This window comes from Streptomyces sp. NPDC101132, assembly GCF_044759225.1.
GTDB lineage: Bacteria > Actinomycetota > Actinomycetes > Streptomycetales > Streptomycetaceae > Streptomyces.
The window spans coordinates 627083-645105 of the sequence record NZ_JBIVYX010000002.1; the positions used below are offsets into that span (position 1 = coordinate 627083).

The following is an 18023-nucleotide window of genomic DNA, read 5'->3' on the forward strand; positions in this document are numbered from 1 at the left end:
GGAAGCGGGGTGGGGTGTTAGGCCCGGTGCTTGGTCGGGCTGTAGATCTCCGTCTGGAGGTTGAACACGTGCTCGTGACGGCGGTTGTCGTCCTGCCCCATGGACTCGACGGTCTGGAGTGCCACGGCGGAGAGCAGCTCGGTGCCGCCGGGGAGCACGGTGTAGCTCAGGCCGTGCAGTTCGGAGCGGATCGCTTTCGCGCGGGCCCGGGAGACCCGGGGGTCGGTGGTGCCGCGGACGCGGATCTGTACGCGCGGTTCGTCGTACGGCAGGCGGCCGTGGGCCTCCGGGCCGCCGTACTCGGTCAGGACGACCACCACGTCCGGGGTCGACGGCATGTGCTCCAGCACGATGGTGGCGCCGACGAGATCGGGCCCGTACGTGCCGTGACCGCGCTCGGCGAGGTAGCGGGCGAGGCCGTCGAGGAGGTCGGGTTCATCGGCCACGGAGCCACCTCCGCAGCGGCACGGCCATGAGGTCGAGCATGATCCGGCGCTCGGTGTTCATGGGGATTTCCAAGTATTTGGCGCTGCGACCCGGCAGGTGCTTCCAGGTCAGCTCCTCGTGCTGCCTGCGCGCGTACACGGTGTCGTAGGTGACGGCGCCGACCAGCCCGTCCCGGACCACGCGGCTGGAGCGCTCCAGCGTCCCCTCACGCAGCGGGACGAGCCGGCGGGACTCGGTGAGGAGGTGTTCCAAGGCCTTCTGTAGGCCCTCCTCGGCGGCGGCCCGGCCGCGCCGCGACGCTCCGAGGCGGCCGCCCTCCCACCGGAGGCGCGCATCCTGGCTCATTCGAGGGTCACCTCTCGGTGGTCCGGGGTCGGCAGGCCTCCGCCGTCGTGCCGGGCGGACGTGATGACGGAGGCCGTGCGGCCGCTCGGTGTGGTCACCCGGGACTCGGGCGGGCACTCCTGCGTGGGGAGGAGGTACACGGTCGTCGAGGCCGTCACCTCCTCGCCCTGTGCGTTGCGCACCGTGCGGGCCTTCTCCTCGACGAACGCCCGCGCCGTCACAGGGGCGGCGTACCGGGGGCCGGCCGAGCTGTCCCCGAGGTACGCCTCGATCGTCACCGTGTGCCGCAGCACCCACAGCGGGATGATCACGAGACCACCCCGCCCACGACCAGCAGATCCGGGGTCAGGTCCGGCGCCCGGAGTGCGTCCCACACCGCGGGTGCGATCTGCCTGCCTGCTGAGTCCGCCCCGGACACGGCCGTGACGGAGCGGCTGAGCCTGACCGAGCCGATCTCGACCCAGCCCCAGCCGGCCCCGGCCGCGCCGGTGGTGTCACCGACCTCGACGCCCCACTGCGCCTGCGCGCACACCGCATCGGCGAACGCAGCCGCGACCAGGGCCGCCGACGGGAGGCCCGTGGTCGTGTCGGCGTCGTAGAGGCAGAGGCGGAAGACCTGCGCTTCCAGGAAGCGCGACGCCTGCGCGAGTCGGGCATCGATGTCCGACGGCGGGGCCGCGCCGGTGTAGGTCTCGTACTGCTCGGCGGTGGCGTAGACCCGCATCGGCCACCGCCTCTCAGGTGCTGTTGCCCACGATGATCACGTCGTACTCGACCGAGGTGGACCCGGCCGAGTTCGCAATCTTGATCAGGTCGGCGGTTGTGGCCGTGACGGCCATGCCGGTGGCGTCCGCCGAGCCAGCGAACGCGCAGACCACCATCCCCGGCCGCAGGGTCAGGATGGCCGCCGCGTTCCACAGGCCCACGAAGTCGGCAGAGGCGTTGTTGCCCACCACCACGTTGTTCGTGTTGTCGCCCGACGCCGCGATCAGGATGAACTTGACCCGGGCGAACGAGGTCGTCGTCCCGTACGAGTCGGTGAGCGACCCGGCCAGGTCCAGGGTTTCCGACGCGGATGCGGCGAGCGTCCGGGTGTCGGCGAACACCCGGTCGGCCCGCCCGGCGCCCGCGCCGGATTCGAGGTGCACGGCGTACTTCTTCAGCAGGTTGTCCGCGGCCGCGGACAGGTCGCTGGCCTTGGTGTTGACGACCGACGCGCTGACGGCGAAGTCACTGGTCAGGGTCATTCCGGCCGCCTCAGGTGATCACGACGTACGGCACGAACTGCTTGGCCGTGGGCGTCGCGATCGTGGCCGGGGCCGTCGTGGTGAGCGACGAGCCGGACGACTGGGACAGGTTGCGCTCGCCGGTGACGATCGCGGGCGCCGCGCAGCAGCCGATCAGGGTCGGCGGCGTGGTCGCCGTGACGTTGATCGCGGCCCAGTAGATCCCGGTCCTCGCCACTGTGTACGGGGAGGCGAGCGCCAGGGTCTTGGTGGTGTTCGCCGCCCACGCGCCTGTGGTCTGGTCGGCGGTCTGTGCCAGCAGCGCCGGGGTGGCCGCGTCGCTGTAGAGCGCGAACCACCACGCGGTCGGAGTGCCGGCCGCGGTCGCTCCCGAGCGGAACGACAGGTTGGTGACCACGTCGCCAGCCTGGAGGTAGATCGGCACCGAGGTCATCACGCCCGTGGCGAGCGCGACCTGACCGGTGTCGCTGGCCGAGTCGTACAGGCCGATCCGCGGCAGGTTGCGCCGGTGGAAGGTGTCCGGGCTGGACGGGTCGGAGAGGTTGACGTGCGCGAGCGCGTCGCGGACGTTGCGGGTGTAGGCGCCGAGCTGCGTCATGACGCGTTCCTCTCGGTGATCGTCTTGCGGGCCTTGCCGTCGGCCTCGGCGAGGAGGACGCGCATGACCTCGTCCTCGTCGTCGGCGACGGAGTCGAGGTACTCGATGACCTCGTCCACGGTGTGCTGCCCGGGGTCAAACGGGGCGTCGCCCTCGTCCTGGACCGGGGCGGCCGGAGCCTCGACCTCAGGCTCGACGTGGTAGCCGGCCTGCCGGAAGTAGGCCAGCGCCCGCGCGTACGGGTGCTGGGCGTCGTCGGGCACGTCGATCTCCGCGACGCCGGCGGTGAAGTTGACGCCCGCGGACACGCCGGTGAAGTCGGTGACGGGTGCGCTGATGCGGTACTGCATGCGGTTCACCCCTCTCAGACCACGTCGATGCCGCGGAGCACGCCCGCGGCCTTGGTGTTCTTGACGACGAGGGCGGCCGGGCCCATCTCGATCTCGCCGGTCTTGACGGCGCCGGCCGTCGAGAAGTCCGGGAGCCACGTCTGGACGAGCGGCTGACCGGCGGCGGACGCCGCGTGCACGGAGTCGAGGCCGAACGTGACCGCGTACAGGTCCGTGGAGCTGGACGAGACGGGGATGATCGGCGCGGAGCCGTCGGCGCGGTCGCCGATGTCGACGAGGACCCAGTCCCCGTACGACATGATCCTCCGGCCCAGGCTGTCCTTCTCCTCGGTGTACATCGCGGCCCACCGCGCCAGCGCCTTGAACCGCGTGATCGACTTGGTGTTGCCCAGGATCGCCTTCACGCCGGGCGGGAGCGCGCCGGGCGCGCCCTGGTCGCCGCCACCGGTGTGGGAGGGGACGATCGTGGACAGCCACTCGTCGACCTCGTCGAGCCGCGCCATGGCCAGGGCCTGCGTGACGACGGTCGTGGCGGTCCAGTCGGAGACGGTCGCGGTCCGCTCCGTGGTCGAGCCGACGAGGAGCTTCGACAGGCCGTCGAACCCGTTCGCGTCCACCGCGGTGTCACCCAGGATCAGTTCCTGGGCGAATCGGGTGCGGATGGAGGTCTCCATCTGCTGCATCTGGAACGTGACCTCGTTGGTCGCGGACTGGCCGAGGTTGGCGAGCACCCGGTCCACGGAGAACGAGCCACCCATGGGCTTGAGGTCCACGCTGTACCGCTGGCGGGTCGCCTGCCCGGGCGTGTACTCGGAGTTGATCGCTCGGAACGCGGCCGGGGCGGCGCTGACGAGACGGGTGTAGCCGTACGTGAGGCTGCCGCCGGCGGTGCCGGGGGTGACCGTGTCGTCGAAAACGATCTGGTCGAGCAGCCACGAGTAACGGCGGAGGTTGTCGATGACGGCGTAGTCCACGTCCGCCTGGGTGTTCACCTGCGCCTGCGCGAGGGTGATGGGCATGGGGTGCTCCTACTGGGTCAGCCGCCCCCGAGGGCGGCGGCTACGGCTTGGCCGAGGGAGGTGGGGCGGCCTGTGGTACCGGGCCCGCCGGTGAAGTCGCCCCCGCCCCGCCGCGGCGCCTGGCCTCCGCGGAGCTGCTGGTTCTGCTCGACGGCCGCGGTGATGGCGGCGTCGAGCTTGGTGGTGAAGTCGTCCGTGGCGGGGTCCAGCCCCTGGACGGAGGTCAGGAAGGTCCGTGAGTCGAGCAGGGCCGCGGCGTTGGCGCCGAGGCGGGCGGCCGCGCCGTGCACGGCCAGCTCCACGGCCTGCGTGCGTACGGTGGCCTCCAGCTCGCCGATGCGGCCGGTCTGTGTGGTGATGGTGCGGGTCAGCTCCGCGGGATCGGCCGGCTTGTCATCCTGGACGATGCCGAGGGCCTTGCCGATCTCCTGGGCAAGGGCGCTGCGGGCCTCCGCGGCCGCGTTGGCCTTGGCGGTGGTGCGCTCCTTGCCGGCCTCCGCGCGGGCGTCGGCGATGGCCTTCTGTGCCCACTCGGGGAGGGACTTCACGTCCCCCTCGGCCGCAGGCGCCGCGGGCGGCGTAGCGGGCGGGGTGGCGGGGGGCGGGCCGGGCTTGGGCGGGTCAGCGGCGGGCGGCTGCCCGTCGGTGCCGGAGCCGGCGGCGCCCTCGTTGCTGCCACCCGCGATGGGGTAGATGGGCCGTCCGTCGCGGCGCCAGCCGAGCACCTCCCCGGGGGAGTGCGTGGCCTGCGGGTGCCGGAAAGGGGCGAAGAACATGAGCCCTCCTGGGGCGCATCGGGCCCGCGCCTGGCGGGCGTTCAGCGGGCGCGGCCGATCTGCTCGCGCGCCGGTTGGCGGCGCACCTCCGGGTGCGCGGCGACGTTCTCGCGGGCGCGGGCCTGCCAGCGGCGCACGTAGGCGGCGGCGTATCGGCGGGCGTCCTCGTCCATGGCGGCGGCCTGGCGGCGTTTCCACGCGCGGATGTTCCGCTCGATGGCGCGCTGCCGCTGCGTGTCCTCGTAGTCGGTGCCGGGGGTGGCGTGGTGAGGGGGCCGCGTCGTCACCCCGGGCAAGTACAGGCCCAGCGAATGTCGGCAGTTCGGGTGGAACAGCCCGGCCGCGCGGGCCTCCGGCAGGCTGCCGGCCACGTGCACGGCGACCGTCGTGCGGGCGGCGAACAGGCCGGTGGGCTGGATCGCGTGGTCGAGGCGGACCGTGTGCGGCCCGGGCGGGCCCTGGAGCGCGAGGATCTCGCCCTCCCACGGCCGGCACAGCGGGCACTCCAACGGGGCGTCGGAGACGATGACCAGCGCGGCGCCGATCTCGGCGAGCGCGTCGATGTGCCCCTCGATCGCGGCCCGGGCGGTGACGGAGCGCACGGCCATCTCCGCGTAGGCGGCCAACTCCCACGAGCGGCCCGACCGGTCCACGAACCCGGTCACGCCTCGGCGGGCGAACTCGTTCAGCGCCCGCTGGCTGGCGTCCCGCCGGGACTGGCCGGTGAGCAGCTGCGCGCCGGCCGCCCGTGAGGTGACGCCGCGGAACACGTCCAGCACGGCCCGGGTGATGCGGGCGTAGAGCGGGCGGGTGTCGGCGGCGTACGAGGCGGCGAGCCGGTCGACCGCCGGGGCGCCCGGGAGCACGCGCCGGGCCTGGAGTTCCCGCCCGATGTCCAGCGCCCCCAGCTCGGCCACGGCTGCCTGCCGGCCGCGCCCGTACGCGGTGGCCAGGGCCTCGGCCACACGGCCGTTGGCGTCGGTCTGGAGCGCGTTGGCGACGGTCTCGACGGCCTCGCGGAGGTCTCCGATGCTGCGGAGCTTGGCTTCGGCCCAGCGCGGGGAGTCGATGCCCTCGGCCAGGGCCCGACGGAGGATCTCGATCAGGGCGAGTTCGGCGTCCTCGTACAGGACGGTGATCGCGGCGGCGAGATCCTCCGCCAGGGCCGGGGAGACGGGCATCAGTCCGCCTCCTCACCCCCGCCGCCGGGGAAGCCGGGCGCGCCGGGGCCCTCGGCGCCGGTCATCATCGGGTCGGCGACCAGCGCGCCGGTCTCCTTCAGGATCCGCTCGGTCTCCTCCTTCACCGCGGTGTCGTCCCACTCCGGGTTGAGGATCCGGACGCGGGTCTCGACGCTCGCAGCCTGGGCGCGGGTGAGGAGTTCGAGGGTCGTGGCGGTGGTCTGCCGGTCCTCGGTGACAGAGTCGGCCAGCTCCACCCGCGGCCGCTCGGCGGGGACGGTGGAGAACCCTTGCGCCCTGTCGAGCTGGAGCACGGTCTCGGCGAACTGGGCCAACGCCGGCACCCAGTAGCCGCCCTTCTGCCCCTTGGTGAGGAGCGAGCTGCGCTCCTGCGCGAGCACCTCGGTCGCGGTGATCGCGGTCGAGTCGCCAAGGCCGAACGACTGAGCGGAGTAGCCGGCCGACTCGACGGCCTTGCGGCTGAAGCTGCGCCACGACTGCTCATGCTCGGCGACGCGGATCCCGAACTGCACCAGTGTCAGGCCCTCACCGCTGGTGGGTGAGGCGTTGATGCCTGTCCAGATCTCCTGGTCGTCGTCGAAGGACACGCCCTTGCCGATGCCCTCGGAGCGCAGGTAGCCGTCGGGGGCGACCAGGCGGGCCTTGGCGAGGCGGATGTCCCGCATCCAGGAGGTGTACGTCTCGTCCAGGGACATGAACAGGTCGCGTACGCCGTCGGACTGCCAGTCCGACCGGCCCAGCATCGACTGCCGGAACTTGCGGTTGGGCCGCATGTTCGGCACGTAGACGCAGGTGAGCCCCGGCACGCCGGTCTTGATCGTGTCGCCCGGGCCCTCGGGGTCGAGGGTGTCGGCGATGCCCGCGGTATCCGGGTGCTCGGTGAGCGGGATCTTCATGCCGAGGTTGGTCGAGGTGCCCTCGTACAGGCCGTGCAGCACCGTGCCGGGCTCGTGGCGCTCCAGGTGCCGGAGCACGGTGTCGCCCTCGCGCTGGACCTCGCGCCAGATCGTGACGCCGGTCAGGACGCCGAACGACCAGTCCGGCAGGACGGAGTCGGCGTGCACAGCGGTGATCAGGACCCGCTGGGCGAGGGCGGTGTTCCACGTGGCGCGCAGCGCGCCGCCGCCGAGCGCCGAGGTCACCTCGGCCGCCTCGCGGAGCACGCAGTCGAGCCCGCACGCCTCGGCGATCTCGTCCCACCGCTTCTGCGCGGCCGCGGTCTCGAACGTGAACGTGGGCGCCTCGGAGAAGAGCAGCGCAGCGCTCTTGGCGGCGATGTCGGCGGCGAGCGGCACGTGGAGCCGCCCGTCGCGGCGGCCTACGGGGCGGGGCCGCTCCCAGAACCGCCACGGCCGGCCGGAGCCGTCACGCTCGCTGTGGCCAGTGCCGATGTCCTGGAGGGCGTACACGCGGCGCAGCTTGGCCTTGTCGCCGGAGTACCACGCGTCGTCGACCTGCATGTCCGCCAGCTGCGGCAGAAGCTTCGGGGGCGGCCAGGGCACGTTGTTGTCAGGCAGCGGCACCGGACACCTCCTTGTAGTCGATCAGGTGGCGCCACTCGTGCGCGGTGGAGTGCAGCGCGTACCGGAGGGCGTCGGCCGAGTGGTCGGCCACCTTCAGCGGCTTGTCCTCGCCCCGTTCCGCGGCCTTCTCGTCCCAGGCGTAGCCGGGGAGTTCGCCGAGGAGGCCCTCGCAGGATCGGTGGATGCGCAGCAGCCCGGAGCCGAGGGCGACGCCGACGGAGCGGATGCCGTCGAGGACGTCGTTGACGGCGGGGCTGATGCCGGGGACGTGCTCGGTCCACAGCTGGTTCATGAACGACGCGGCCGACGGGTCCACGAAGATCCATTCGGGGAGGACGCCCCGCCCGCCGCCCTGCTCGCCGGGCCGGCGGACGTTGGCCAGCCACTGGCGGACGTTGTGGCTGTACTGGGCGTCGGTGAGCTGCCGCAGCGCCTTCGCGCTGTCGTGCCGGTACTCGGAGACGGCGTACAGGTGGTCGTCCTCGCCCTGCCCGATCAGCACGGCGGAGAACGGGTTCACGGTGCCGTAGTCGATGCCGACCGCGGTCCAGCGGCGCATGTACGGGAGGATGTCGACCACGTGCCGGTGCTCATCGAACATGTCGTAGACGGCCCCGCTGGCGAGGCACCAGTCGCCGAGGATGAACCGCCTGAACCACAGGCCCGTGTACTGCGCCTTCAGCCGCTGGACGACCTGGGGATCCAACGAGGGGTTGTCGTCCAGGGTGAAGTGCCAGTGGTGCAGCCCGATCGCGTCCTTGCGGAGGATGAAGTCCTTCCGCAGCCAGTGGAACGGGCCGTCGGGGTTGGTCGTCGCCATCAGGCGGGACTGGTTCCCGACGCGCAGGCGGGACAGCAGCATCATCCAGAACGGCTGCGGGATCAGCGTCGCTTCGTCGACGTAGGCGAGGACGATCGTGGATCCGCGGATCCGGCCCTCCGCGCGGGCGTCGGACGCGCCGACGAGGTGCACGGTGCGGCCGAGGATCGTCGCGGTGGTCGAGCCGGCCGTGTGGTGCACGTGCCGGGCGAGGGGCCCGAAGAGGTGCGCGGACTGGAGCGGGTCGAGGAGGTTGCGTTCGATGGTGTTGAGGCTGCGGCCGACGATGACGACGAGCCCTTGATCGGGCGAGACGGCCAGTCTCAGCAGGAAGGCGAGCAGGCTCGCGATCGTCTTGCCGGACGAGACGGCCCCGGACCACAGGGCGATCGGGGCGTCCTGGGACTCGACGATCGATCTGATCTGCGCCGGGGAGAGGGGCAGGGGCACGTCACGGAGCATCACCGGCCCCCTCGGTGTCCATGGCCTGGTAGGCGGCGGTGAGGCCGGCGGCCAGCTGGCCAAGCATGCTCTTGGCGTCGGCGACGCCGTTGTCGCTGTTGAGCGCCTCCAGCTTGGCGGCCTGGGTGGTGGCGGTGGACACGGCGACCATGAGGTTTCGCACGTCCTGCGCGGGGAGTTCCTCGACCTGGTAGGTGACGACCTTGCCGAACGAGACCTCGCGGACGCGGTGGTCTTGGCGTTCGAGGCGGGCGAGGATCTTCTCGGCCTGGTCGTAGAGCCGTTCCATGATCTGGGTGCGGCGGGCGCGGGCGTCGACGGCGGCGGCCTGCGTGGCTGCGGCGGTGGCAGTGCGGTCGAAGGACAAGCCCAGCTCCTCGCAGATCACGCTGACGGTCCGTGGGGAGCGTTCGAGCTGGCGGGCGATGGCGTTGCGGCTGAGTCCCTCGGCGTGGAGGCGGCGTACGTCGGCCTTGGTCTGGTCGGTGACGGGGCGGGCTCCCTTGCGGGGCATCTCGTCACCTCCCGGGGAGGGGCCCGCCGTCCGGGGTTCTACCGCGCGCCCTCGTGCGCGGGAGCCAGCCGGACGGCGGGGGTCGGGTCAGCAGCCGTCGTACTTCCAGACGCCGCCCTCGCGGGTCCACGGCTGCTGGGACTGGTTGAGCTTGGGCACGGCGTACGTATACGAGACGCGGGCCATGTCGCCGGCGAGTTGGTCGATCGCGAACGACTTGATCTCTTGCTTGCCGTAGGCCTTGGCCGCGGTGTCGACGATGCCCGCGAACACTTCCTGCGGGCCAGCCTTCTTGGCGCACCGCTTGGAGAGCGCCCGGTACGCGGCGTCGCCGTCGGGCTTGAAGTACGAGTCCGAGTAGGCGTACACGGCGGCTTCGAGGTCGGTGCGGGCCTGCTCGTCGGGGATGGCCTCGGCGCCGAGGGTGGCGGAGCCGGACGGGCTGGCGTTCGTGGGCTCGGACTCGGAGGTGCAGCCGGTGAGGGCGAGGAGCGCGGCGGCGGCCGCGAGGGTGGTGGCGTGGTGTATGCGCATCGCGCCATGGTGGCGGGCGCGTGCGGGGGGTGCGGGGTGTGTGACGGACCTGTGACGCGCGAAAGCCCCGCACTCGGGCGGGGCTTCAGTGTCCGGGCACGCTGGACGTGGGGCCAGGATGACCGACGGGCGGGCGTTTTGCAACTGGGTGCAGAAAGGCCCCGCCGCGCGGGGGGCCGGCGGCGGGGCCTTGCCTTCGAGGGCGCTGCTCACGCTACGCCGGGTGTGGCCTGATCAACACCCTCCGGACTGGCCGGATTTCTGCGCGCTCTGCTGCTGTCCCTGGCTCTGCTGCTCGCGGGCGGCCGCCTGCTGCGACTCCTCGTTGCGGCGGCGGAGTTCGTCGATGGTGATCGTCGTCTGAAAGGTCACTGGGACTCCTCGGCGTAGTGCGGGTTGACGATCCAGCGGCCGGGTCGCTCGGGGTCGGGGATGATCGACATCCCCTCTCGGGCGTCTCCCCCTTCCGCGTCCGTGGCCTCGTGACCTGCGGCGTCGTCAGAATCGGGGGCGCCCCCTTCCGGTGGGGGAGTGGTGGACGAATCGGACACCGGGCGTCGGGCGACGCAGTACAGACCGACGAACCCGGCGGCCCACACGAGCACGATCCCCGCGTCCTGCGACACGGCGAACACGGCCGCTACGGCTCCGCTCGCGAGGCCTACGACGACGCACCCGCCGGCGAGCGGGCGCGAGGCGCGCTCCTCCTCGCCGGGCTCCGGCTCGGGCTCGGGGGCGGTCATACGATCACCCCGTACAGCTGCTCCCCGACCGCGTTGACGGCCTGCGCGAGGGGCACCGCGGCGAGCCCGGCGACCCCGGCGGAGGTGCCGAGGCACGCTCCGCACCACGCCCCCGCTTTGAGGTCCGCCCCGTACCGCGAGGTCTTGGCCGCGGTGACGATGCCGACGGTGAGCAGCAGCACGACCGCGGACCCGGTCTGCGTGAGCGGCAGGTAGGCGCTCCCGGCGGCGCTCTGGCCGGCCTCGCCGCCGACGCCCCAGACGAGAGCGACGTCGCCGAGCCAGGAGGAGATCCACACGGTGGTGTCGAACGCCCAGCCGATGACGCCGCCGACGGTCAGGACGGCGAGGACTCCGTAGGCCCACGCGATCAGGAACGGGAGCAGCGCGGCGGCGTGGGCGAGCGGGTCGGCGCGGAGGGCCTTGAGGCCGGGCCACCAGAGGGTGAGGTAGCGGACGAGGATCGCGAGGCCGACGGTCACGCCGCCGATGGTGAGCGCGGTGTTCATCAGGGTCCCCAGAGGATCGCGACGTAGATGGTGAGCAGGCAGAGGCCCGCGATGGTGCGCACGGCCGGCCACACGTAGGTGGTGCGCGGGCTGGCGGGCGGGGCGACGGCGACGAGGGCGAGGAGCGCGCCCATCGCGGCGAGCGGCGGCCCGACGAACAGGAGCAGCATCACGCGCCCCGCTTCAGGCCGCGGAGGTACCGGTTCACGGTCTCCTCGGAAGCGTTGGCGTCGGCGCGCTTGCGGACGTAGCGGAGGACGGCGTCCGGGCTGGTGATGCCGCTGGAGACGGCCGTCCGGACGGCATCCACGGTGCTCATGGGCGCGGTGAGCGCGGACGGCTCCTCGTCGCCCTCGTCATCTCCGGACGCTTCGGGACGCTCCGCGGGGATCTCCGGAGTCGTCCGGAGGCCGGTCCGGACCTCGATCCGCTCCAGGTGCCGGGTCTGCGCGGCGATGGCTGCGCGGGCGCCGAGGCGGGCCTGACGCTTGCGCAGCCACAGGGCGGTGGCCGTGTCGAGGGGGCGGGCGTGCTCGCGCATCACCAGCGTCCACGTGCCCTTCGCGAGGGCTGAGATGGCGGCCGCGGCAAGGCCGGCGGCGAGGGAGTCCTCGCGGACGCCGTGGGCGCACAGGACCGCCATGGCGACGAGGAGCGCGGCGTTCCCGGCGCGGCGCGGGGCGCGGGCGCGCTGGGGGTCGTAGCGGGCGAGCCACTCCAGCAGCAGGCAGATGATCCACACGAGGTCGAACGCGGTCGCCGCGGCGTAGGCGACCTCCTCGGGCGCGGTGGCGGCGAGGAGGTGCCCGGCGGAGACGGTGGACCAGGCGATGGAGGCGACGACGAGCAGCGCGGCGCCGATGGTGGCGGCGGTGAGCGCGATGTGGTCCCAGTCGCGGGGGTCGGCGGGGGCCTCGTACGGCATGTCGATGATCTCGGCGTGGCCGTCGACGACGTGCCGTACGGGCGTGTACCGGGTGGTGGTGCGCATCAGCGGGCACCGCCGGCGGCCTTGCGGAGGCGGAGGGCGTACTCGCCGCGGGTCTCGTCGTCGCGGACCTGGGGGGCGTGCTTGAGGGTCTCGGCCTCGGCGGCGAGGGCGCGGCGCGTGTGGAAGCCGTACAGCTCGGTGGAGTAGCGGAGGGCGAGCGCGGGGCGGGAGGACTCGCGGGCGACGAGGTCGGGCCAGTTCTCGGTGAGGCGGTCGGCGATGGCGGTGAGAACGGCGCGGGCGTCGGGGCCGGGGCCGGCCTGTCGGAGGGCTTCGTCCTGCTGGGAGGGGTAGGTACGCTCGGGCATGGCCTCTCTCCTGGTCACGTCAGGGGGTGGGCTGGCCCCGGCTGGAGCTGCGAACTCCGGCCGGGGCCGTTCTGCATGGTGCTGCGGTGCTGCTTCCGTCACTGTAGGGGGACCCCCTACAGTTTGGGAAGCGGGCCGCCCGAAGAGAGGGGCCGGATGAGCGAGGAGGCGCGGCGAGTGTTCGACTCCATGGACGCACTCGGGAAGATCGCTGACCCGACCGAGCGGGCGAGGGCGCTGGGTGAGGTGCTCAAGGCGCTGCCGGCGCGCAACAAGGCCTTGAAGGAGGCGCGCAGGGAAGCGGTGGCCGAGCTGATGGAACGCCCTGGGGCGTCGCTCCGGAGCGTGGGGGCCGAGCTGAACCTGAGCTTCAGCACGGTGCAGGACATCCTGAGGGGCTACTCCGGGTCCGGCACGAAGCGCCCCAAGGCTGACGAGCCACCGACCGAGTAGCCGCGCGCGGATGAGCCCCCACCCGTCTGGGCGGGGGCTCTGTGCTGTCCGGATGCGTCCGGACCCGTCCGGACAGAGGCTGAGGGCATGGCAACCGAGCTGCGCGTGATCGTCTACCCGCCCGACGCCGAGGGCGCCCGCCGCGTGCGCCTGGACGGGGTGATCCTCGGCCGCGCGTACGGCCCGGGCGACATCCTCGAATTCCTGCGGCGGGCCGGCCTGGATCCGGACGACATCCTGTTGGACGACCCGTTGCTGATCGAGTGGCGCGGCGGCGGCCCGGCCGTGTGGACCCCGGACGACGAGCCGCCGACCGCCTGACCTACGCCGCGCGCACGTCCGCCGAGGTCCACAGCCGCTCGCAACCCTCGCACCGCGCCATCGGCGGCGCGCCCGCCCCAGACCTGACCACAATCGTCCCGCCGCAGTCAGGGCACGGCCGCCCGTCCGGCGTCTCCACAGTCAGCAGACCGAGGACGGACTCCATGCGGTGCACCGCCTCCCGGGCCACCCCGCGGACGTACGCCCGGTCGGCGCTGCTCAGCGGCCGGAACGGGCCCCGCCGGTCCTCGACCCTGGCCAGCAGCCACAGCGCGGTGTACGGCGCCCGCGGCGGCCGCCCGCGGTACCTCCAGCGGCGGGGATCGGCGACGTCGGCCCGGGATGCTGCCGCGCGGCGGGCCCGGTCGGCCGCCGGCCACTCCGGGCCCGGGAAGGGAATCGGTTCGATCTGCACGCGGCTGGCGATCACGTCGGCGCAGCCTGCGAGGGCCACCTCGATGGCATAGCGGACGTCGTGGACGTCGATGGACAGCGGAGGCCGCGTGGTGCCGAGCTGAGCGGGGTCGCGGTCGAGGACGGTGCGGTGGGCCAGGCGCCAGCGGAGGGCGTCGGCGGCGTCGGCGTCGTCGATGGCGTTGAGGTAGTCGCGCATGCGGCCGGCGGGGGGCCAGGTGGTGGTGCGGCCGTCGGCGAGGGCGTCGTTGAGGCGGGGCCATTCGGTGGTGATGGTGCGGAGGTGGGTGGCGGCGGTGGTCATCGTGGCTGCTCCTGGTGCTGGGGCGGTACGGTGATCGCACCTGTGGGGCGCGCCCGGTCTTGGCGGACGGTGGGCGCGCCCCTCGCGCGTGGTCAGGGGCCGGTGCGCTCGTGCACGTCCTCGTCCGGCGACTGCGTGCAGCGTCGGCAGATCCAGTGCTTGAGGGTCGAACCGGGGTCCAGCCGGACCGCGGCGGGGTCGGCTGCGTGTGGCCGCTCGCGCTCGGCGTCGCACTCGGCACATGCCGTGCCGCGCGGGATCCAGGCGTACCCGTGAGCGCACGTGTACGAGGACTGGTCCACGGCCACGGCTACTTCTCCTTCTCGTTGAGGCGGACGGCGGCCCAGATGATGGCGAGGATGACGGCGGTCACGCAGAGGGTGGTGACGGTGGGCAGGCTCACGGGCAGGTCTCCTTCGGGCGGGTGATGTCGGCGAGGTCGGCGCCGAGCCAGGCGAGCAGGGACACGAGGGCGTCGGCGTTGGGGGCGGCGCCGGTGGTGGTCATGCGGCTGAGGGTCGACGAGTTGATGCCGCATGCGGTGGCGACCTGGCGCCAGGACATGCGGCGTTCGTGGCGGCGGGCGTCGAGGCGGCGGCAGAGTTCGGGGACGTCGAGGCGTAGGGCGGTCACAGGGGGCTCCTTGGGCTAGTCGTCGACGACGACCAGCAGGGCGACGCCGAGCCACGTGGCGACGGCCGCGCCGACGCCGACGAGCGAGGCGAGCCCGCCGTCGGCGGTGAGGCCGTACGTGAACCCTCCGGAGATCACTCCGAGGACGAGGCCGAGGACGAACAGCGGCATGGTCAGGTCTCCTTGGGCTGGTCAAGGAAGTGGCGCACGTTGGCGGCCACAGGGTGGACGGGGGCCGACCAGCTGAGTCGCCGCGCGTTGCTGTCGAGCTGGTCGCACCAGGCGCGTACGCGGGCGATGGCGGCCTCGGCCTGCTCGGCGCGCTGCTCGGCGGCCTGGCAGTCCTGCACGGCGCCGACGTACGCCCGCTTGTTGCTGCGACAGACGCCCTCCAGCGTGGCGATCCGGGCGTACAGGGCGTCGAGTTCGTCGTCGGTGATGGTGTCGGCGGTGTGCCGGCGGGGCTCGGTCATCGGCGGTTCCTCCTAACGGGCGTGAGGGTGATCCGGTAGCCGCAGGCCAGGGCGGCTAGCTGGGCGGTGATGTAGGCGGCGGCGAAATTGATGCCGGTGACGGCGAGGGTGGTCATCGGCGGTTCCTTCGGTGTTTGTTGCGGTGGTGGCCGGCGCGGGCGAGGAGCGCGCCGAGGACGAGGGACAGGGCGATCCAGCCGCCGAGAGCGAGGAGCGTGATGCCGAGGGCGCTCACGGCTCCTCCGGCTGGTCGTCCCACGTCTCGCCGGACGCGGTGCGATGGGTGGTGTGCGCGCCGGCGGGGATGACGCACACCTCGGCGGGCCCCGGGCCGATCGGCAGCAGCGCGGTGGGGCACTGCGGGGGCTCGTCGTCCCACACGAACTGCGTGGCGCCTGCGTGCCCGTGTACGGCCTCGGCGTCGCCGATCCGGTCCCACGTGACAGTGGAGGGCCGTTCGCCGAGCCAGCGGACGCTGGCGGTGCCGTCGGGCCACATGACGCCGAGGGCGACGATGCCGGTGCCGGAGACGCCGGATACGTCGCGGTGGCGGAGGAGGTGGAAGCGGCGGGGCAGCGTGGGCGGGGGCGGGGCGCAGTCGGGGCAGAGGCCGGCGCAGTTGGCGTTCTCGCACCAGGGCGGCTGCTCGGCGGCGCGCGGGGCCGGGACGGCGGCCGGGGTCTGCCCGCGGGCGGTCGACCGCATGCCCGCGATGACCTCCTCCAGTCGGGCAAGGGGCAGGTGCGCCACCGCCGACACGTAGGGGCCGGAGTTGTCGTACTCGGTGATGCAGATGGCCAGGACGGGCGTGCCGTCGCGGAGGACGGTGGCGTTGGCGGTGAACGTGTCGCCGTCGTGGTAGGTGAACTCGAAGCGGCTCATGGGCGGGTCCTCTCGTACATGTACGGGCGCGTTGTGCGCGAGGGCTGTCGATCCGGATGCGCGCTGGGTCAGGGCTTGATCAGCTGGATGACTTCGTGACGGCGTTGGCAGAGTCCGCCGCAGCCGGTGTTGTCGACGAGTTCCTTGGCGTCTCGGGCGTCGTTCGCGGTTTCTGAGAGCTGGACGGTGGTTCCGCGGCCGCAGCGCGCTACGGAGGCGTATGGGCCGTTTCCGTGGAGCCATAGGGCTCTGGGCCAGATGCACTTGGCGAGGGCGGTCCAGGTGCGGTGGGTGCGGGAGCAGTTGTGGTGGCGGTAGGCCTTCATCGGGTCCTCGGGGGGTGGGGTGGTCGGTGGTGCGACCCCCTCCCTCTACGTAGTAGAGGGGGGTCGCGTGAAGCTGGGCGTGAAGCGGGCGTGAAGCTGTGACCTGGGGTTTCGTGTTTTGCGTGAAGCTGCGTGAAGTTCGGCGTGAAGTGGTGCGTGAAGCTGGGCTGCGTGAAGCTGCGTGGAGTGGTGCGTGAAGCTGCGACCTGCGCGGTCCTTGATCAACGTGGAGAGCGTGAAGCGTCCGTGAAGCCGGATTTCCTTGATCAACGTGAAGCGCGTGAAGCTCCGCGTGAAGCCCGGGATGTCCGTTTCAGGCGTCATCGTCAAGGACTCCCTGCTCGTTGAACGCGGGGAAGTAGCCGACCGGGGATGTCCGGCTTGCCCCGGTCTTCCGGGCGACGGCGAGACCCTGCTCGACGTACTGCTCCAGGCGCCGGCGGGCCTTCTCGATCTCGGAGGTGGTGGGCTTGGACTTGGGGTTGGGATAGAGGTTCACGGCGAGCGCGGCGGGGGTGAGGCCGCCCGCTCCGGCGGCCCGCAGGAGGGCGAGGACGTCGACCTGGTGCCAGACCTCGGTGCGCCCCGCGGGGTGGTCGTGGCGCAGCTTCCACGGGCCGCACTCGCCCGCGGGCTGCTTGAGGTGCCGCAGGGCGACGATGGGCTCGCCCGCCGCGCCCCACAGGCTGAGGACGGACCCGGCGCCGGCGGTGATCCAGGTCGAGCCGTACAGCTCGTCGAGGCTGGTCGGCTCCTTCCCGGAGTCCTTGCCGCCGCCCTGCTTGCGGTGGTGGTGCAGGCCGATGACCTCGATGCCCTCGACGAGGGTGCGCTGGATGGCGGTGTTGATGGCCTGCCCGCCCTCCTCGGAGGCGAGTTCCCCCGCCATGTCCTTGAGGGAGTCCAGGCACACGGCGTCGGCTCCGGCGGCCTGGCACAGCCGCAGCAGGATCCCGGGGTCCTTGATGAAGTCGGACGGCGGCGGGCCGGGCCAGAACACGAGCCGCTCGTCGAGGAGGGCCCGGTCGTCGGGGCCGACCATACGGCCCATGGAGCGGGCGGCCTGCTGCGGCCTGTCGGAGGCGAGGTAGAGGAACTTGTTGAAGCGGCGGACGGGCAGGCCGAGTACGGGCCCGGGGTGGACGCCGACGCTGGCCAGGATGACCTGCTGGGCCACGGTGGTCTTCCCGACGCCGGAGGGGCCCGCGATGAGGAGCGCCTCGCCCTCTGCCCACAGCACCTGGTCGCCGTGGCCCCACAGGGCGGGGACGGTGTCGGGCCGGTCGAGGATGAAGCTGCCGCCGGGGGTGAGGCGGTCCCCGAAGGGGTTGGAGGCCGGGGCGGCGGCCTGCTTGAGGAACCCGGTGATCTGGGCGTGGAGTTCCTCGTCGTCGGCGCCGGTGAGGACCTGGGCGCGGAGGCTGATGGCGAGTTCCTCGACGCGGCGGACGCGGGCCTTGGCGCGGACGATCTCGGCGAAGTAGGTGGCGTGGCCGCCGCCGTTCTCGTTGGCGACGGTCCACAAGTAGTCGCCGTTCCCGACGAGGCGGAGCTGGCCGAGCTTCTCGATCTCGGCGCGCAGCGCGATGGGGCTGGTCGGGGCGTCGTTCTTGACCTGGTGGCCGAGGACGTCCCAGATGAGCCGGTTGGCCGGCTGGGAGAAGTCGCTGGTGGTGACGATCTCGGCGGCGTCTTCGTACTGCTTGGGGAAGAGCATGCACTGTGCGAGGAGGGCGCGTTCGGAGGCGGGGTCGCCGATGGGAGCCCGGTTCAGGCCGTCGCCGTCCACCGTGGGGCGGGGGATGTGGTGGACGTTCTCCACGGGCGTG

The 18023-nt window shown here is 72.5% G+C and carries 31 protein-coding genes; 2 read left to right on the forward strand and 29 right to left on the reverse strand.

Annotation, left to right across the window (positions count from 1 at the left end; all coding sequences use genetic code 11):
- Window positions 1-17: 17 nt before the first annotated feature.
- From ACIQUR_RS07030 to ACIQUR_RS07125, 20 genes are all read right to left on the reverse strand, one after another.
- Window positions 18-446 (reverse strand): minor capsid protein, encoded by a 429-nt coding sequence (locus ACIQUR_RS07030; protein WP_403659513.1) that lies wholly within the window; start codon window positions 444-446, stop codon window positions 18-20.
- Window positions 436-792, reverse strand: a complete 357-nt coding sequence (locus ACIQUR_RS07035; RefSeq protein WP_403659516.1) for a minor capsid protein — start codon at window positions 790-792, stop codon at window positions 436-438. Before ACIQUR_RS07035 ends, ACIQUR_RS07030 begins: the two co-directional genes overlap by 11 nt.
- Complete coding sequence (locus tag ACIQUR_RS07040; protein WP_403659519.1) at window positions 789-1103, reverse strand: hypothetical protein; 315 nt, start codon at window positions 1101-1103, stop codon at window positions 789-791. The genes ACIQUR_RS07035 and ACIQUR_RS07040 overlap by 4 nt, the downstream gene beginning before the upstream one ends.
- Entirely contained in the window at window positions 1100-1516 is a 417-nt protein-coding gene (locus ACIQUR_RS07045) for a hypothetical protein (RefSeq protein WP_403659522.1), read from the reverse strand. Before ACIQUR_RS07045 ends, ACIQUR_RS07040 begins: the two co-directional genes overlap by 4 nt.
- 13 nt (window positions 1517-1529) lie before the next feature.
- On the reverse strand, window positions 1530-2039 hold the full coding sequence (locus tag ACIQUR_RS07050; protein ID WP_403659524.1) for a hypothetical protein: 510 nt from the start codon (window positions 2037-2039) through the stop codon (window positions 1530-1532).
- 10 nt (window positions 2040-2049) lie between these two features.
- A complete protein-coding gene (locus ACIQUR_RS07055; RefSeq protein WP_403659527.1) occupies window positions 2050-2637 on the reverse strand; it encodes a hypothetical protein in 588 nt (195 codons plus the stop codon).
- Window positions 2634-2987 carry a hypothetical protein gene (locus ACIQUR_RS07060; RefSeq protein ID WP_403659530.1) on the reverse strand — a complete coding sequence of 118 codons (354 nt, stop codon included), beginning with the start codon at window positions 2985-2987 and terminating at the stop codon, window positions 2634-2636. The genes ACIQUR_RS07055 and ACIQUR_RS07060 overlap by 4 nt, the downstream gene beginning before the upstream one ends.
- Window positions 2988-3001: 14 nt before the next feature.
- Entirely contained in the window at window positions 3002-4006 is a 1005-nt protein-coding gene (locus ACIQUR_RS07065) for a major capsid protein (protein WP_403659533.1), read from the reverse strand.
- Window positions 4007-4023: 17 nt separating this feature from the next.
- Window positions 4024-4782, reverse strand: a complete 759-nt coding sequence (locus ACIQUR_RS07070; protein ID WP_403659536.1) for a hypothetical protein — start codon at window positions 4780-4782, stop codon at window positions 4024-4026.
- A gap of 41 nt (window positions 4783-4823) precedes the next feature.
- On the reverse strand, window positions 4824-5963 hold the full coding sequence (locus tag ACIQUR_RS07075; protein WP_403659539.1) for a phage minor capsid protein: 1140 nt from the start codon (window positions 5961-5963) through the stop codon (window positions 4824-4826).
- Window positions 5963-7507 carry a phage capsid protein gene (locus ACIQUR_RS07080; protein ID WP_403659542.1) on the reverse strand — a complete coding sequence of 515 codons (1545 nt, stop codon included), beginning with the start codon at window positions 7505-7507 and terminating at the stop codon, window positions 5963-5965. Before ACIQUR_RS07080 ends, ACIQUR_RS07075 begins: the two co-directional genes overlap by 1 nt.
- Complete coding sequence (locus ACIQUR_RS07085; protein ID WP_403659545.1) at window positions 7494-8777, reverse strand: PBSX family phage terminase large subunit; 1284 nt, start codon at window positions 8775-8777, stop codon at window positions 7494-7496. Before ACIQUR_RS07085 ends, ACIQUR_RS07080 begins: the two co-directional genes overlap by 14 nt.
- A 1-nt stretch (window position 8778) precedes the next feature.
- The gene (locus tag ACIQUR_RS07090; RefSeq protein ID WP_403659548.1) at window positions 8779-9303 is read right to left on the reverse strand and encodes a helix-turn-helix domain-containing protein; all 525 of its coding nucleotides are present in this window, start codon (window positions 9301-9303) and stop codon (window positions 8779-8781) included.
- Between the two features lie 87 nt (window positions 9304-9390).
- Window positions 9391-9837 carry a hypothetical protein gene (locus ACIQUR_RS07095; RefSeq protein WP_403659551.1) on the reverse strand — a complete coding sequence of 149 codons (447 nt, stop codon included), beginning with the start codon at window positions 9835-9837 and terminating at the stop codon, window positions 9391-9393.
- 234 nt (window positions 9838-10071) lie between these two features.
- Window positions 10072-10209: a hypothetical protein gene (locus ACIQUR_RS07100; protein WP_403659554.1), complete on the reverse strand. Its 138-nt coding sequence runs from the start codon at window positions 10207-10209 to the stop codon at window positions 10072-10074.
- Entirely contained in the window at window positions 10206-10580 is a 375-nt protein-coding gene (locus ACIQUR_RS07105) for a hypothetical protein (protein WP_403659557.1), read from the reverse strand. Before ACIQUR_RS07105 ends, ACIQUR_RS07100 begins: the two co-directional genes overlap by 4 nt.
- A complete protein-coding gene (locus tag ACIQUR_RS07110; protein ID WP_403659560.1) occupies window positions 10577-11089 on the reverse strand; it encodes a hypothetical protein in 513 nt (170 codons plus the stop codon). Before ACIQUR_RS07110 ends, ACIQUR_RS07105 begins: the two co-directional genes overlap by 4 nt.
- Window positions 11089-11262: a hypothetical protein gene (locus ACIQUR_RS07115; RefSeq protein WP_403659563.1), complete on the reverse strand. Its 174-nt coding sequence runs from the start codon at window positions 11260-11262 to the stop codon at window positions 11089-11091. The genes ACIQUR_RS07110 and ACIQUR_RS07115 overlap by 1 nt, the downstream gene beginning before the upstream one ends.
- Window positions 11259-12080: a protein transporter Sec31 gene (locus ACIQUR_RS07120; protein WP_403659566.1), complete on the reverse strand. Its 822-nt coding sequence runs from the start codon at window positions 12078-12080 to the stop codon at window positions 11259-11261. The genes ACIQUR_RS07115 and ACIQUR_RS07120 overlap by 4 nt, the downstream gene beginning before the upstream one ends.
- On the reverse strand, window positions 12080-12388 hold the full coding sequence (locus tag ACIQUR_RS07125) for a hypothetical protein (protein WP_403659569.1): 309 nt from the start codon (window positions 12386-12388) through the stop codon (window positions 12080-12082). The genes ACIQUR_RS07120 and ACIQUR_RS07125 overlap by 1 nt, the downstream gene beginning before the upstream one ends.
- Before the next feature lie 156 nt (window positions 12389-12544).
- On the opposite strand from ACIQUR_RS07125, the gene ACIQUR_RS07130 reads away from it, so the two are divergent.
- Both ACIQUR_RS07130 and ACIQUR_RS07135 read left to right on the forward strand, forming a co-directional pair.
- On the forward strand, window positions 12545-12841 hold the full coding sequence (locus ACIQUR_RS07130; RefSeq protein ID WP_403659572.1) for a hypothetical protein: 297 nt from the start codon (window positions 12545-12547) through the stop codon (window positions 12839-12841).
- Window positions 12842-12928: 87 nt separating this feature from the next.
- Window positions 12929-13162, forward strand: coding sequence for a hypothetical protein (locus tag ACIQUR_RS07135; protein WP_403659574.1), 234 nt, complete (start codon window positions 12929-12931; stop codon window positions 13160-13162).
- 1 nt (window position 13163) lies between these two features.
- Here ACIQUR_RS07135 and ACIQUR_RS07140 read toward each other — a convergent pair whose 3' ends face one another.
- The 9 genes from ACIQUR_RS07140 to ACIQUR_RS07180 form a co-directional block, all read right to left on the reverse strand.
- The gene (locus ACIQUR_RS07140) at window positions 13164-13880 is read right to left on the reverse strand and encodes a hypothetical protein (protein WP_403659577.1); all 717 of its coding nucleotides are present in this window, start codon (window positions 13878-13880) and stop codon (window positions 13164-13166) included.
- A gap of 92 nt (window positions 13881-13972) precedes the next feature.
- A complete protein-coding gene (locus ACIQUR_RS07145; protein ID WP_403659580.1) occupies window positions 13973-14188 on the reverse strand; it encodes a hypothetical protein in 216 nt (71 codons plus the stop codon).
- A 91-nt stretch (window positions 14189-14279) separates the two neighbouring features.
- Window positions 14280-14513 (reverse strand): helix-turn-helix domain-containing protein, encoded by a 234-nt coding sequence (locus tag ACIQUR_RS07150; RefSeq protein ID WP_403659583.1) that lies wholly within the window; start codon window positions 14511-14513, stop codon window positions 14280-14282.
- Window positions 14514-14528: 15 nt separating this feature from the next.
- On the reverse strand, window positions 14529-14684 hold the full coding sequence (locus ACIQUR_RS07155) for a hypothetical protein (RefSeq protein ID WP_403659586.1): 156 nt from the start codon (window positions 14682-14684) through the stop codon (window positions 14529-14531).
- A 2-nt stretch (window positions 14685-14686) separates the two neighbouring features.
- The gene (locus tag ACIQUR_RS07160) at window positions 14687-14986 is read right to left on the reverse strand and encodes a hypothetical protein (protein WP_403659589.1); all 300 of its coding nucleotides are present in this window, start codon (window positions 14984-14986) and stop codon (window positions 14687-14689) included.
- A gap of 112 nt (window positions 14987-15098) precedes the next feature.
- Window positions 15099-15221: a hypothetical protein gene (locus ACIQUR_RS07165; protein WP_403659592.1), complete on the reverse strand. Its 123-nt coding sequence runs from the start codon at window positions 15219-15221 to the stop codon at window positions 15099-15101.
- On the reverse strand, window positions 15218-15868 hold the full coding sequence (locus ACIQUR_RS07170; RefSeq protein WP_403659595.1) for a hypothetical protein: 651 nt from the start codon (window positions 15866-15868) through the stop codon (window positions 15218-15220). The genes ACIQUR_RS07165 and ACIQUR_RS07170 overlap by 4 nt, the downstream gene beginning before the upstream one ends.
- 68 nt (window positions 15869-15936) lie before the next feature.
- Entirely contained in the window at window positions 15937-16194 is a 258-nt protein-coding gene (locus ACIQUR_RS07175) for a hypothetical protein (RefSeq protein ID WP_403659598.1), read from the reverse strand.
- 313 nt (window positions 16195-16507) lie between these two features.
- Window positions 16508-18016 carry a DnaB-like helicase N-terminal domain-containing protein gene (locus ACIQUR_RS07180; RefSeq protein WP_403659600.1) on the reverse strand — a complete coding sequence of 503 codons (1509 nt, stop codon included), beginning with the start codon at window positions 18014-18016 and terminating at the stop codon, window positions 16508-16510.
- Between the last annotated feature and the right edge of the window lie 7 nt (window positions 18017-18023).